This window comes from Ohtaekwangia kribbensis, assembly GCF_042676245.1.
Lineage (GTDB): Bacteria > Bacteroidota > Bacteroidia > Cytophagales > Cyclobacteriaceae > Ohtaekwangia > Ohtaekwangia kribbensis.
Genome location: NZ_JBHTKA010000008.1, coordinates 728922 through 743865 on the forward strand (window position 1 = coordinate 728922; position 14944 = coordinate 743865).

General features: G+C 42.6%; 15 protein-coding genes. 5 read left to right on the plus strand and 10 right to left on the minus strand.

The window, feature by feature from the left end; all coding sequences use genetic code 11:
- Positions 1–13 precede the first annotated feature (13 nt).
- From ACFQ21_RS24095 to ACFQ21_RS24120, 6 genes are all read right to left on the minus strand, one after another.
- Positions 14–1399, minus strand: a complete 1386-nt coding sequence (locus tag ACFQ21_RS24095; RefSeq protein ID WP_377583512.1) for a sensor histidine kinase — start codon at positions 1397–1399, stop codon at positions 14–16.
- A gap of 59 nt (positions 1400–1458) precedes the next feature.
- Positions 1459–2166 (minus strand): methyltransferase domain-containing protein, encoded by a 708-nt coding sequence (locus tag ACFQ21_RS24100; RefSeq protein ID WP_377583514.1) that lies wholly within the window; start codon positions 2164–2166, stop codon positions 1459–1461.
- The gene (locus tag ACFQ21_RS24105) at positions 2159–3271 is read right to left on the minus strand and encodes a type III polyketide synthase (RefSeq protein WP_377583516.1); all 1113 of its coding nucleotides are present in this window, start codon (positions 3269–3271) and stop codon (positions 2159–2161) included. Before ACFQ21_RS24105 ends, ACFQ21_RS24100 begins: the two co-directional genes overlap by 8 nt.
- Positions 3272–3408: 137 nt before the next feature.
- Positions 3409–3969 carry a DinB family protein gene (locus ACFQ21_RS24110; RefSeq protein ID WP_377583518.1) on the minus strand — a complete coding sequence of 187 codons (561 nt, stop codon included), beginning with the start codon at positions 3967–3969 and terminating at the stop codon, positions 3409–3411.
- 433 nt (positions 3970–4402) lie between these two features.
- On the minus strand, positions 4403–7255 hold the full coding sequence (gene uvrA / locus ACFQ21_RS24115) for an excinuclease ABC subunit UvrA (RefSeq protein ID WP_377583520.1): 2853 nt from the start codon (positions 7253–7255) through the stop codon (positions 4403–4405).
- A 153-nt stretch (positions 7256–7408) separates the two neighbouring features.
- Positions 7409–7792 (minus strand): hypothetical protein, encoded by a 384-nt coding sequence (locus ACFQ21_RS24120; protein ID WP_377583522.1) that lies wholly within the window; start codon positions 7790–7792, stop codon positions 7409–7411.
- Positions 7793–7968: 176 nt separating this feature from the next.
- Between ACFQ21_RS24120 and ACFQ21_RS24125 the strand changes: the two genes are divergently transcribed.
- Together ACFQ21_RS24125 and ACFQ21_RS24130 are read left to right on the plus strand one after the other, a co-directional pair.
- Positions 7969–8619 carry an RNA polymerase sigma factor gene (locus tag ACFQ21_RS24125; protein ID WP_377583524.1) on the plus strand — a complete coding sequence of 217 codons (651 nt, stop codon included), beginning with the start codon at positions 7969–7971 and terminating at the stop codon, positions 8617–8619.
- On the plus strand, positions 8567–8776 hold the full coding sequence (locus ACFQ21_RS24130) for a hypothetical protein (RefSeq protein ID WP_377583526.1): 210 nt from the start codon (positions 8567–8569) through the stop codon (positions 8774–8776). Before ACFQ21_RS24125 ends, ACFQ21_RS24130 begins: the two co-directional genes overlap by 53 nt.
- A gap of 3 nt (positions 8777–8779) precedes the next feature.
- Here the strand turns inward: ACFQ21_RS24130 and ACFQ21_RS24135 are convergent, their stop codons facing one another.
- From ACFQ21_RS24135 to mutY, 4 genes are all read right to left on the minus strand, one after another.
- Complete coding sequence (locus ACFQ21_RS24135) at positions 8780–9370, minus strand: 3-keto-disaccharide hydrolase (protein WP_377583528.1); 591 nt, start codon at positions 9368–9370, stop codon at positions 8780–8782.
- Between the two features lie 26 nt (positions 9371–9396).
- Positions 9397–9984, minus strand: a complete 588-nt coding sequence (gene gldD, locus ACFQ21_RS24140) for a gliding motility lipoprotein GldD (protein ID WP_449290177.1) — start codon at positions 9982–9984, stop codon at positions 9397–9399.
- A 151-nt stretch (positions 9985–10135) separates the two neighbouring features.
- Complete coding sequence (ssb, locus tag ACFQ21_RS24145; protein ID WP_377583532.1) at positions 10136–10576, minus strand: single-stranded DNA-binding protein; 441 nt, start codon at positions 10574–10576, stop codon at positions 10136–10138.
- Positions 10577–10771: 195 nt separating this feature from the next.
- Positions 10772–11824, minus strand: a complete 1053-nt coding sequence (mutY, locus tag ACFQ21_RS24150; protein ID WP_377583534.1) for an A/G-specific adenine glycosylase — start codon at positions 11822–11824, stop codon at positions 10772–10774.
- Between the two features lie 98 nt (positions 11825–11922).
- Between mutY and ACFQ21_RS24155 the strand changes: the two genes are divergently transcribed.
- The 3 genes from ACFQ21_RS24155 to ACFQ21_RS24165 all read left to right on the plus strand — a co-directional run bounded on the left by ACFQ21_RS24155 (position 11923) and on the right by ACFQ21_RS24165 (position 14918).
- Entirely contained in the window at positions 11923–12264 is a 342-nt protein-coding gene (locus ACFQ21_RS24155) for an HU family DNA-binding protein (RefSeq protein WP_331969066.1), read from the plus strand.
- 39 nt (positions 12265–12303) lie between these two features.
- Positions 12304–13122 (plus strand): tetratricopeptide repeat protein, encoded by an 819-nt coding sequence (locus ACFQ21_RS24160; RefSeq protein ID WP_377583536.1) that lies wholly within the window; start codon positions 12304–12306, stop codon positions 13120–13122.
- 242 nt (positions 13123–13364) lie between these two features.
- On the plus strand, positions 13365–14918 hold the full coding sequence (locus tag ACFQ21_RS24165) for an Rne/Rng family ribonuclease (RefSeq protein ID WP_377583538.1): 1554 nt from the start codon (positions 13365–13367) through the stop codon (positions 14916–14918).
- Positions 14919–14944: the final 26 nt, after the last annotated feature.

The following is a 14944-nucleotide window of genomic DNA, read 5'->3' on the forward strand; positions in this document are numbered from 1 at the left end:
TAAGTATATATGCTTACGCATTCTCCAGTATAATCGTAAAGGTGCTCCCCGTACCAAGTTCTGATTTTACTTCTATCGTTCCGTGAATCTTGCTGAGTGCTTCCTTAACTATATATAGTCCCAGACCGGTACCTTCGGTATCAAGCGAGGCGCGGTAAAACATTTCGAATATCTTGGGGAGATTGGCCTCTGCTATACCTTTACCGTTGTCTTGAATAACAATCTTTACCACATCGTTTTCGCGTTGAAATAAAACCCGGATAAATGGATTGGGCTGATCGAGGTTGTGATACTTGACGGCATTCGCCAGCAGGTTATTCAACACTATTTTCATCTGGTTGAAATCAGAGGCAAGTATATGGCTCGGATCATTCGTATAGTCCAGTGAAATAGCCGAAGCACCCTTATTGAATTTTATATCCGCAATGGAGTTGTCGAGGAGGTCTTTTAAGTTTATCTTCTCAATTTTCACATCCATTTTTTTACTGCGCGATAAGCTGAGTATATCGCTAATCACCATATCAAGCTTCTTTACCCGCGCTTCGATCATATCCATAAATGTGCGTGCGCGTTCTTCTTCAAACTCCATCTTGCCCAGGTAGGTAAGTCCGAGTATAGATGCAATGGGTGCGCGCAGGTCATGCGATGTGCTGTACAAAAAACGATCAAGCTCTTTGTTTGCTTTATCGAGCCGCGTACGTTCATCTTCCAGCAGCCACATAATCATACTCATACCCATCATGGAAATAAGCAGCAGATCAACCACACCGTAAAAGTTGGGCACCAGCATTTCGGTACCGCATACATTGATGATTACAATAAGACAATAGTATAACTGGTAGATACTATAGAGTATAAATGTGATGGAAAGTATGCGTTGTCCGAATCCTCTGGAGAACTTTTTGTTTTGCAATACAACAATACCGGCAATCATAAATCCGGCACCACTCACAAACGTGCGACTCCCCACGCGCAGTAAATATCGGAGCATAGAGTCTTCTACCGTTTGGCTGAAAGCAATTACCGATATAAGCGACAAGAAGAAACAGACGATGAGAAGTGCTTTGAATTTTCTGCGGTTGAAAGCTTTCTCGGTTACAAGTTCATAGGCACCGCGAAGAATCCAGATGATCTGCAGAAAGCAACTCATCTGTGCCAACGTACTAACAACAAGCCGTGCCGTAGATTGGCTCTGCATAAAGAATGCCGTTACAACACAGGTTGCTGCTATATATACGGTAAATGCGAGCCAGCTTAGCGCCCAGGTATATAGAAATCTTCTTCGGTAAAGAATGCCGAAGTAACGGAATACAAAAAACAGAATAATGCCCAGCGTGCACTCCGCCAGATATAGGTAAAGTAATCGTAAAGTTGTTTCTGAGAGGTTCGCTACACCCATGGAGGGTAATTATTGTGATAAAATAACAGAACGGATCGAGAAACAAAACATTAATTTATTCAGCGGCTCACCGCAATTACCTGCCAGCGAAAAGCCCATCGCCAGGTAATGCTAAAGCTGGCGGTTGAATCAGCGAGAACATTGTGCAGTTCTTTTTTGGTGAATGCCCGCAAAACAGAAAGGGGTGCATCGTATTTCACCATGGCCGACTTTGAAAACAACTTTGTTAACAGTTTTATGGAGTAATAGGCTAACGGATGCCGGTGAATATCATTAATGATAAAACCGATGTTGCATTGCTTATGAAGCTGATGAAAGAACTCGCTTAACTGAAGATTACTGAAGTGATGATAGAACAGTGTACCAATCACTACATCGAATTTCATTTTTCGGAAATCGTCTGAAAAAATATCAAGCGTTACAAATTCAATAGCCGGTATGTCGTGTATATTCTGTTGTGCGAAATGTATAATGTTAGGGTTTGCATCAATGCCAATAAGCTTTACCTGTATCTTGTTGCGAATGGTCCACCGGTATATTAATCGCAGCATATCGCCACCGCCACAACCGAGGTCTGCTATAACAACCGGTTTCGTTCGGTCATGGTTTTTCAGAATTTTTTTCAGGGCTTCTATCGTTACTGCATTACCGCCAAGCCATGTGTTAATGAATTCAAGCTCGCGGAGGGTCTGATCGACCACTTCGCCTGAGCAATCAAGGTCGTCCATTATTTCAAGGGCTTCCGATCGTATCGAAAAATCAGGCATGCGGTATATCAATTTTCAACAACATACTTTCGAGTGTCAATCCAGGTCCGAAGGCAAAGCTGAGGATGCGTGCGTTATGATCACCGGCAGCTATAGTTTTGAAGATTTCATTCAGCACAAACAGAACTGTAGGCGATGACATGTTACCATAGTTTTTAAGAACATCGTAAGCCGGTTTGTTCTGCGCCTCTGTAATGTTCAGTTCCTGTTGTATAGCTTCCAGAATTTTTTTGCCACCCGGATGTATAGCATAGTAGCGTATACCCGAACCGTTGTCTGCTATCTTTTGCAGCAACAGGTTGGTAAGCGTACGAATTCCTTTACGAATAATGTCGGGTACATAGGTTGACAGGCGCATCTCAAAACCAAGGTCGCCTATACTCCATGCCATATCACGTTTACCTTCCGGAGCGAGATCGTTGTGAAATGCCTCCAGCTTCAATGATGGTTTTGTGCCGCTGGTCTTTCCTTCTATCAATAGCGCAGCGGAGCCATCAGCAAAGAGTGCATTGGCCAGAAAATTATCGTCTGTTGCTTCCTTCTGAAAATGAAGACTGCACAACTCAGTACATACAATCAACACGCATGCGTTCTCATCAGCCCTACAAAACGCATCGGCTACTTTTATAGCGTTGAAGGCAGCATAGCAACCCATAAAAGTTATACTGGTGCGTTGTACTGTTGTAGGCAAGCCTAACTTTTGCACGAGTTCTATATCAAGTCCAGGAGCATACATACCGGTGCAGCATACTACAATAAGATGTGTTACCTGTTGCAGATTTAGATGCGAAGCACCTTGCTGTAAATTTTTTACAGCGGCTGTGCTAACGTTAAGGGCATGCTCCTGAAAAACCTGCAGTCTCTTTTGTGTGGAAGGAAATGGTTCGCGTTCGGGTGCATTCGGGAAAAAAGAAAAAGAATCTTCTTTTCCATAGTCTTCCAACACGGTATAGCGGTAATCAATACCACTGGCTTTAAAGATCGTGTGTAGTTTACGGCTGTTGTAAGAATCAAGGTCCATGGTTTTTTCCATGAACCGTGCAATTGTTGACTGACTGATGCGATGTGGAGGATTAGCCGTTCCAATAGCAGTAATAAAGCTCATTCCCTTCTTATTCTATATATACTTAAAACCTTTCTACGACATAGGAGTTCTCTACTTGTTAAAAAACTGTGTATGCTGTTAAAGGGAAGGTTTTCTACAAAAATAACAGGCTGCCTGTTAGGCAGCCCATTTTTGAATCAGAATAACTTTTCTCCGGGAGGCGTAATACCTTTTAGGCGAAGATAAACTGTAGTTTGTCCCCTATGATGGGTTTGATGTTCAAAAGCTTTCTCCAGTGCGGTGCCTTTATTCATATCAAAGTTGAAGATCTTTACCATCTCCTGTAGCTGCTGGTCGTTCATGGTTTTCATACCTGCTATAACAAAATCGTAGCTCTCCATAACTGCTTTTGTTACTTCGGCTTTACTTTTTGCCTTGTCGGATTTTTCAAGTTGGCCAAACGTAACTGGGCTTGCTTTACCGACAGCGGTTGCTCCTATACCATAGTTTGCTTCCGCGATGTGCATCATCTGCTGGCCGAAGCTGCGCATTTCGTTGGTGGGCTTGTAGTTGAATGTTTCTTCCGATGCTGCATCCAGATACTCTTTTGTGTAGGCCTTTGCACGCTCCCAGTTAGCGGTAAGTTGACCTACAGCAACCGTGGATGTACTTGCTGATTTTTCTTTTGACGTAAAAGCAACAAGGGCTACCGTAGCTATAGCCAGTATAGCTGTGGCGATCAGGGTGTTTTTTTTCATAGCATTAAATAATTAGTGGAGTATTGAAGTTAGCAAGAAAGCACGATGAAGTTACCGATACTGCTATATTTTTCCGGGCAACAGCATATATACAGTTCATCTGCATTTTCAGACGTTTCAATCACGCTATATTCCGGGTGGTCAAAAAAATTTTCAGGGAGTACAACCTCTTTAATACCTTCGGTGTCTATAAAGCATGACCCCTTTGTGCAATGTTTACGAAACGAAAAATTCTATTGATTCTGGGAATCGTTGTGGCCATTGTTATCGGCTTGTACACAGGCTTGTTCGGAATGACGGCATAAAAGCCATTGTCTGAACAAACCCGGTAAAGCTATATCGTAGCATTTATACGCTGCTCCGCAGCACCGTAACGAAATTTACCTCAACCTCTCTGTGTACAGAAGCACAGAAAAACCAGCTTAACGCATCATTACTTTTGCTGGCTGGCCAGCTTATTCTTCAGAAATTCGGCAGTAAATCCTTTGCCTTTCTTCACCATCTCTTCCGGAGTTCCTTCAAACATCAATGTGCCACCTTTTTTCTCTCCACCTTCCGGGCCCAGGTCAATGATCCAGTCTGCACACTTGATAACTTCCAGGTTATGTTCAATAACGATAACACTATGGCCCTGATCAACCAATGCATTTATAGCCTTGAGTAATTTGGATATATCATGGAAGTGAAGACCCGTAGTGGGCTCATCGAAGATAAAAAGTATATGTCCCTCCGTTGAATTCTTGCCCAGGAATGAAGCAAGTTTAACGCGCTGTGCTTCACCACCGCTTAATGAGTTAGACGATTGTCCGAGCTTTACATAGCCAAGCCCTACATCGTTCAGAGGAAGTATTTTATCATATACAGCCTTCTTATCGCGGAAGAAGTTTAGTCCGTCTTCAACGGTCATGTCGAGTATATCAGCAATGTTCTTTCCGTTATACTCCACTTCAAGTATCTCCTGCTTGAAGCGTTTGCCATGGCAGCTTTCGCACTTCAGAAATATATCGGCCATGAACTGCATCTCAACGCGAATCTCGCCTTCACCCTCGCAGGTTTCACAGCGGCCACCTTCTACGTTGAAAGAAAAGTGTGATGGTTTATAGCCACGTTGCTTTGACAAAGGTTGGTCGGCATATAGATTCCGTATAGCATCGTAAGCCTTTACATAGCTGATCGGGTTGGAACGTGAAGATTTACCGATCGGGTTCTGATCAACAAATTCAACCTGCGTGACTTTCTGAAAGTCGCCCTCGAGTTTATCATATTTACCCGGAGCCTCAGCAACAGAGCCATTCAATCTTCCAACAGCCGGATATAGTATCTTTTTGATAAGTGTAGATTTACCCGAACCACTCACACCGGTTATAACGGTAAGTACACCCATCGGAAACTTAACGGTAAGATTCTTCAGGTTGTTCTCACGTGCTCCATGCACCGTAATGGAGTCCTTCCACTTTCTGCGAAGCAAAGGTATAGCAATCTCTTCTCTGCCAGACAGGTAATCGGTTGTATGCGATTTTACTTTTCCATTAACATCTTTGAGTGAGCCCTGAAAGACAAGTTCACCTCCGTGACTTCCTGCATCCGGACCAATGTCAATGATCTGATCGGCAGCGCGCATTATTTCTTCCTCGTGCTCTACAACAATTACCGTGTTGCCCAGGTCGCGAAGAGTTTTCAATACACTCACCATGCGGTCGGTATCTTTGGGATGCAAACCTATGCTCGGTTCATCCAATATATACATGGAACCAACCAGTGCACTTCCTAACGATGTAGCGAGCTTGATGCGTTGATACTCACCTCCGGATAATGTGGAGGTAATTCTATTCAGTGTGAGATATCCCAAGCCCACTTTCGTGAGATACTCCAGTCGTGAACGTATCTCCGTTAAAATTCTTTCCGATACTTTCTGATCGTGTGCCGGTAATTTCAGCTTCTCGAAAAACACCAGGCTCTCTTCTATCGGAAGAAGAACCAGATCAGTAATAGATGTATCCGCGATCTTTACATACTGTGCGTCTTTGCGCAGGCGTGTTCCTTTACAATCCGGACAGTTTGTTCTTCCGCGATAGCGCGAAAGCATCACCCTGTATTGGATCTTGTGTGTTTTGGATTCGAGGTATTTAAAGAAACCATTTATACCATCAAAGTATTCATTGCCCGCCCACAACAGCTCTTGTTGTTTCGGTGAGAGCTCGTTGTACGGACGATGTATAGGGAAGTCGAACTTGATACCATTCTTCAGCAAAGGTTTAGCCCACTCGCCCATCGTTTCACTTCGCCACGGAGCTACAGCACCTTCGTATACCGAAAGCGATTTATCCGGAATAACAAGGTCTTCATCTATACCTAGTATTTTACCAAAACCTTCGCAGGTTTGGCAGGCACCATAGGGATTATTGAAACTGAAGAAATTGACAGAAGGCTCCGTAAACGTCATGCCGTCTAACTCAAAGCGGTCAGAGAAGTGTAATTTACTTTCACCTTCAGCATATACTATACAATCGCCTTCACCTTCAAAGAAAGATGTCTGGACAGAATCACCTATACGAAACGTTGTATCTTCATCTTCAGGATTTACACTGGCACGATCGATCAACACTTCAATGTCGCCTTCGACCTTGATTGCCTTTTTCTTCTTCGCGCCCTCTGCCTCGGTACCGATAAGCTCTTCAATGAATTTTACTTCTCCGTTTACCAATATCCTCGCGAAGCCTTTACTCAGCAGCAGGTTTAATTCATCGGCAAGTTTGCGTCCCTTTTTTATATGCAGTGGAGACGCGATCATAATGCGTGTTCCGGCCGGAAGTTTATTGATAGCATCTACTACACTTGTTACGGTATCGCGTTTTACTTCTTTGCCGCTAACAGGTGAATATGTTTTACCGATGCGGGCAAAAAGTAATTTCAGGTAATCGTATATCTCGGTAGTAGTACCAACCGTTGAACGTGGATTCCGGGTGTTAACTTTTTGCTCAATGGCAATAGCAGGTGAAACACCTTTGATATAGTCTACCTCGGGTTTCTCCATGCGCCCGAGAAATTGCCGTGCATACGAACTCAGACTTTCCACATACATGCGCTGGCCTTCGGCAAAGAGCGTATCAAATGCGAGCGATGATTTTCCTGATCCTGAAAGGCCGGTGATTACCACAAGCTTATTACGCGGAATAGCAACGCTCAGATTTTTGAGATTGTTAACACGTGCTCGCTTGATGATGATATACTCTTTGGGATTCAGTTCGTCTAAATATGTATCCTTGATAGTTAATGCCTGACTCACGGGTGCTCCTTTTTTATTTTTGCGAATTCAAAGTAAACAATCTTTCTTCTTTAAAAAATCTTTCCGGCCATGCATGATGGTCCGGTGGTAAAAAAAGAAAAACACCATCGTGAAGGATGGTGTTCATTATTATAGAATTTTTTTAAAAATCGATTAACTATCGAAGTCAGGATCGTAGCTGGCTTCGCGACCGCTCTTGCCACCTTCATCATCATAGTCGTCTCCGCCACTACTTCCATAATCATCTCCTCCGGATGATTCGAAATCATCATCGCTACCTGTATTATCAAACTCATCTTTATTAGGAGTTGAGTCGAGGTCGTACTCGCCTTCACTGTTTTTAGTAACAGGCACTTTTACGAGGTACGTTGCATCTTCTGTTTCGAGCGGGAAAACAAAGATGGGCTCTTTTTTAGCATTGGTGATTCTGGTAATGCTGCTCTCATAACCATTCGGATACTGATCCTGCACCAATTCTTTTAAATCTTCTGAAAGATTTTCGAGACTCTTTATAACTTTTTTCTTGCTTGCGGCCATACTCGGGGTAACACAATTTTTCTGCGGGCAAATAGCTAAAGAAATTATGTGAGAGGCAAGAATTTTTAAAAATTTTTTTGCGCTGATCCGGAAACTTTCTATCTTTTCAAACCAATTCTTGAAATAAACCCCTACAATATCGAATAGAGCTCTACGTTACCTAAATGTGAGACAGAATGATTGACAGCAGATTCAGCGACAGCCAACTCGTGTCGCTCTATCAAAACGGTAACGAAGAAGCTTTCGAAATGCTCCTGCACCGACATAAGTCTAAAATTTACACAGCCATTTACCTTATCGTGAAAGACCGGTATACAGCTGAAGACTTGCTCCAGGAAACTTTTGTAAAAGCCATAAATACCATTCGTGGCGGACGGTATAATGAAGAAGGAAAATTCCTTCCATGGATCAGTCGCATTGCTCATAATCTTGCTATTGATCACTTCCGAAAAGACAAGCGCTATCCGGAAGTGGTATTGGAAGATGGCAGTCGCGTGTTCAACTCGTTAGAGTTTGCAGAAGAGTCTATGGAAGACAAGCAGGTGTTTCGCGATACGCGATCCAAACTGCGTGACTATATAAAGGAATTACCAGCTGAGCAAAAACAAGTGCTAATTATGAGGCACTACTTGCAAATGAGCTTTCAGGAGATCGCCGATCGCACCGGAGTAAGTATCAATACTGCGCTGGGAAGAATGCGATATGCGCTGATAAACCTGCGTAAGAAGATGATCAAATACAGAGCCTATGATAAAAACTTTTACGCAAACGGACTTGATCAGGTATTTATACCACGAGACTACGGAGGAGGAGAGCAGGGAGATTGACAGAGCCTTGCTTTGTGATGGAGAGTTAAAAGCACTCTACAATGAACTGTGCGAAATGGTTGGTGCCATGGATGATGCACAGCTTCAGCCTGCTGCTACAACGGTGTTGAGTATACTAAGCTACTCGCGACACCTGCAGGAGAAGAGAACGCACTAACGCTTACAACTCCCGTATCTGAATTAAACGCCAGCGAACTTTTACACCTCCGCCATCATGGATCTGGAGAGAAATTTTGCCGGTGATGCCACCTATTTTTTCATCGGTCAGAGTAATCATCTGCTGACCGTTGAGAAATGTGGTAACGTCTTTTCCTTTTACACGAACCACCAGACGATTCCAGTCGCCTTCCTTCAAGTATTTTTCTTTTTCTGGTTCAGGTTTAATTAACCAGCCGCGGCCATACGATTCGTAAATTCCTCCGGTATGTTTACCAGCCGGTGCTACTTCAGCTTGCCATCCGCTGATCTTTGTACCTTCAATGGATGAATGAAAAAATACACCGCTGTTGCCGTTGGACTCTTGTTTGAACTCAACCGTTAACTCGAAGTCTCTATAGGAGTTGTCTGATACCAGGTAGCCGTATTGTTTATCAGGTCCGCTCTCGCATACCAACTCACCGTTATCAACATACCATTTTTCTGTACCGTGTACTTTCCAGCCGGTAAGATCTTTACCATTAAATAAACTAACGGACTGGCCCAGCGCAGAAATTGAACAAGCAAGAAGAAACAGTACGCAGCAGTTTTTCATGTTGGTTGTTTGGGTTGTAGTATATTTTATTTATGCTTCCACTCCAGCGTATTGATCATGTGCATGATGTCTTTTTTCATATACTCAATAGCCGGTGCCAGCGAATCGTTGGCTACATGTGTATTGAAATACAGCGCACCACGAATGAAATTCCTTGATGAGTCTGTTACGGTAAATTGAAATTGACTGGGCACTTCACCTTCCAGTTCAGCGATAACAGCAGTTTTACCACTCGGCGTTTTGGTGATAACCTCGTTGATGGCATAAGCTTTAATCTGATGCTTGGCGGTTAAAGTATAAGAGTCGTCCAGGAATTCCTTTAACAATTTACCATTGTTGTTAATGCTCTTATAGGTAACGTGTACATTGGCCTTTATCTGCGGATAGTAAATTTCTATCCAGTAACGCTCGCGTATATTTGAGGTATCTGCCAACAGCGTTGCATGTTTTGAATACTCAAATCTATAGGGTAACGTATCGGGTAATGCCTGGTAAGCAGGCTCTGGTAATTCAAGCCGGTTATAGCCCAGGGGTTTCGGCAAGTAATCGCGTGTGCAGGATGCTGTTGTAAAAAGAGATACGATCAGTAAAATATAGCATGCCTTACTTTTTATGAAAGTAAATGCCGGCAACGTACGTTGTTCGCTTTGTACAATTTTAGTGTGCCCTATATTTTCAGATTTCAGTATATCAAATTCGTATGCTGTTCCTGGTGCCTTCCGCTTATCAATCATTACCCGATGTTAAAATCTAAATCAATTCAAATTAAAAAGGAAGATCATCTGTGCTGTTATCTACGGGAGCACTGCGCATGTTGTCAGAAGAACTTCTGTCGGGTGATGAAGCATATTCCTGATTCATACCACCGCCACTTGTTTTAGGTGTAAGCATAGTCATGTTATCGCCTACGATCTCCGTTGTATAGCGGGTAACGCCATCTTTCTCCCATGAGCGTGTACGAAGTTTACCTTCGATAAAAACCATATCACCTTTGCGCAGATATTTTTGTGCTATCTCCGCAAGACCACGCCACAGCACAATGTTGTGCCACTCTGTTACTTCTTTCTTTTCGCCTGTAGTTCTGTCCTTGTAGCTCTCGGATGTAGCAATGCTGAAATTAGCAACGACTGCACCGTTATCAAGATTTCTTACTTCCGGATCTTTGCCGAGACGGCCCACGAGGATTACTTTGTTTACACCTGACATATAGTTATTGTTTAATTTTTTCTGCTGGTAATTGGCGGGCTTTCTTTCTAACCGTCAATCAGAAAATAAATCTTCCGTAAACAGTCATCCACAAATTTTGCGCAAAGCTAAAAATGTAAATTCTCAGAAGAATTAAATTCTAAATTTTAAGTTACCATTAAATGACATTTAAACAAAAATGGAATATGCGGTGCCTCATAGAAGCTGTTGGTCTTCTAAAAAACGACTTATAAGCACAGGCTTTGGTAACTCTGCAATTTTTTTTGTGGAGTAATATTTCAGATTTTCTGATTCACGTGCAGGTGCATCGCTCTTAATAATAATGAATGTTGCATGAATGATCTGATGACTGAGCACATGTTTATATTTTTTTGAAACAACCTGTGCATCACTCATACATTTTTTCAATGAGGAATCTTCTGCCATTACCTTCATCGCATTTTGTGCGCGGGTTTTCTCCACGAGATGAAAATCATACAAGCCATGCCATATATCTTTTTCTTCTCTCTTTTTAAGGAGCATGGATTTGCCTTTCTGAAAAACAAAATAATAGAAGTAGCGCGCGCGTGCTGCTTTTGCTTTTATCTTCACAGGAAGTTGAGCCTGTAAATTTTTTTGTGATGCAAAGCATGATGTCTGAAATATACATTGCTCGCAAACCGGACTTACCGGTGTACAATAGAGTGCTCCAAACTCCATCACCGCCTGATTATGTATATCCGGATTTTTTGGCGTGATGAGTTCGTTGGCAATTTGTGTAAAATGTTTTTTGCCTTCCGGACTATTAATTTCTTTTTCGATTCCAAAAATGCGCGCGAGCACCCGGAAAACATTTCCATCAACTACGGCCACTTTTTCCTGGTAAGCGATAGAAGCTATAGCGGCCGCGGTGTAATCGCCAATACCCGGAAGTTTTTTTAATTCTTCAAAAGTATCCGGAAAAACTCCTTTATACTTTGTTACAACTTCTTTGGCGCACTTGTGCAGGTTTCGGGCGCGGGTATAATAGCCGAGTCCCTGCCACAGCCGGAGCACCTCCTGTTCGGAGGCGGAAGCCAGTGCCTGCACGGTCGGAAATTTTTCTATAAACTTTAAATAGTAAGGTAATCCCTGAATTACCCGCGTTTGTTGAAGGATAATTTCCGACAGCCATATTTTATATGGATCGCGGGTACTGCGCCAGGGCAGGTCGCGCTTGTTAACTGCATACCATTCAACGACTTTATCAGAGAAATATCGCTTGTCCATCAGCCTGATTATCAGAATTTTTCAATATTCATTTTTAAATCTAAGAGCGGCATATAAATTTGCCAACCCAAAAAATTTCGACTTAAAAATATAACACAGTGACCAAAGCAGATATCATCAACGAAATCGCAGAGAAAACCGGAGTAGACAAGGCTGACGTGACCGCATCGGTAGAGGCATTTTTTAGCGTGGTTAAAAATTCAATGTCGAACGGTAATAACATTTACATCCGTGGTTTCGGAAGTTTTATTAACAAGAAGCGGAAAAAGAAGATTGCGCGCAACATCTCACGTAATACTGCTTTAGTTATAGACGAGCACTACGTTCCTGCCTTTAAACCTGCCAAAATTTTTGTAAGCAAAATCAAGAACAGCGAAAAAGTAAAACTGTTAGCTGAGAGCGCTGAAAAAATCCGCGAAGAAGAAGAGGATGTTGATTAATAAATTGCTCCCGGGCAATATTTCTGTTTCCTGAAAAGTATGTTAAAGACAAGAATAATACTTGTGGTAGTCAGCGCTGTGCTGATTGTGATAATCTTTATGCTTCCCAAAGGCGTAGTAGAGAACGATGATCCTTTAACATCAACTGAGGTAAAGCCGGCTGACTCCATAGCTCAAAAGGTAGATGTACATGCCAGCGCACCTAAACAGGTGGTAGAAAATATAGCTCATCTCCGGACTCAAATTGAAACAGGTACGGATAAAGAAAAAAATGCTATCTTTGCCGACTCTTTGGCAAACCTGTACCTGATCGCTGGAAAATTTGACAGCGCAGCGTGGTTTGCAGAAGAAGCATCGAAGTTCTTTAACACGACTGAAAGCTGGATCAAGGCCGGTGATAATTATTACCAGGCATTCACCTTTGCTACAGACCAGGCTAAGCAAACACGCTTGGCAGGTAAAGCTCAGGAGATTTATAAACAGGTGTTGGATAAAAATCCGAAAGACCTGGATGTAAAAACGAAACTGGCGATGACCTATATCAGCTCACCAAACCCTATGCAGGGTATCATGTTGCTGAGAGAAGTTATAGCCGCAGATCCAAAGAATGAATTAGCCTTATTCAATATGGGTATGCTATCCATTCAGTCAGGTCAGCACGATAAAGCTGTTGAGCGACTGGAAGAATTAGTTAAAGTAAACCCTAATCACACGCAAGGTCAACTACTACTCGGCATTGCGTTGATGAATACAGGTGATAAGAAGCGTGCGAAAGAGCAGTTCGAAAAAGTGAAACAACTTGATAAGGATCCGTCTGTACAAGCTACAGTAGACTCTTATCTAAAGGATTTAAAATAATTGTTTAACCCAATGTTACACGGCTAAATAAAAACCGGTAACAGCGAAAATTTAAAAGCATTACTATGCCAAGCGGAAAGAAAAGAAAGAAGCACAAAATGGCAACGCACAAGCGTAAGAAGCGTCTTAGAAAAAACAGACATAAGAAGAAGTAATCAGTAACCGGGTCACCCGGTTACACTGCTTTACACGAGCAGTAATTTTTCTATACACATCATTTTTTACTTTAACCATTTTGTCTTTTGAGTAACGAACTAATAATTAGTGCAACTCAGGACGGATGTCGTATAGCCCTTCTTAAAGACAAGACGCTGGTTGAATTCCACAACGAGGAAGAAGGCAGCAAGTTTTCGGTAGGAGACATTTATCTAGGCTCTGTAAAAAAAGTAGTACAGGGCCTTAACGCAGCATTTATAGATGTTGGTTATGATAAAGATGCCTTTCTGCATTACCTCGACCTGGGCCCGCAGTTCAGTTCACTCTCGAAGTTTACAAAACTGGTACGTGCCAAGAAGATCAATGGTGGAAAGCTCGACAAGTTTAACACCGAACCGGATATTGATAAGCATGGGAAAATTACCCAGCAGCTGGCCAAAGGCCAATTAATACCTGTTCAGGTTGTAAAAGAGCCAATCTCTACAAAAGGGCCTCGATTATCCTGCGAGTTATCATTAGCTGGTCGATACCTGGTATTGGTGCCATTCTCCAATGCCGTTAGCGTATCCAAAAAAATTACCAGCAGCGAAGAGCGGAAACGTCTACTCCGTCTCATTCAATCTATTAAACCTGAAAATTTTGGCGTCATCATTCGCACTGTAGCGGAAGGAAGAGACGTGGCCGAACTTGATCGTGACCTGCGCAGCATGGTGAATACGTGGGAAGAAGGCATGGCTCGACTTGTTACTGCGAACCCGCGCGACAAAGTTATAGGAGAGATCAGCAAGACATCTTCTTTGCTGCGCGACATGCTGAACGAATCGTTCGACAATGTGCATGTTGACGACAAGAAAATTTATGAAGATGTAAAGGCGTATGTTCACAGCATTGCTCCTGATAAGGAGAAGATCGTTAAGCTATATACCGGCAAGGCAAAGATCTTTGAACACTATGGTATAGAGAAGCAGATCAAATCTGCATTTGGTCAGACGGTAAGTTTAAAAGGTGGAGGTTATCTTATCATCGAGCACACAGAAGCATTGCACGTGATCGATGTGAACAGCGGTAACAAATCAAACCGCGAAGAGAACCAGGAGACCACGGCACTTTCAGTAAACCTGGAAGCTGCAAAAGAAATTGCGCGCCAGCTTCGTCTGCGCGATATGGGTGGAATTATCGTGATCGATTTTATCGACATGAGAAACCCCGACAATAAAAAGCTCATCTATAAAACCATGAAAGATGAGATGGCGGAAGACAAGGCAAAGTCTACAGTGCTTCCGTTATCGAAGTTCGGGTTGATGCAGATTACACGTGAGCGTGTACGTCCGCAGATGAATATAGCGACCAAAGAAGTTTGTCCTACCTGTAACGGTACAGGTAAGATCACTGCTTCTATATTGGTGTCTGATCTTGTTGAGAAAAATGTAGAGCATCTACTCGTTAAACAAAACGAGAAAGATTTGGTGCTGGCACTTCATCCATACCTGCACGCATACTTTACAAAAGGAATTATATCACAACGCATGCGCTGGTATTTCAAGTATAAGCGCTGGGTAACATTGGTGATGGATTCATCGTTGGCCGTTACAGAATTTAAGTTCTTGAATAAGGAAGGAGAAGAGATTCAGTTGTCGTAATTTACCAGGCGAACCCTAACTCTTTA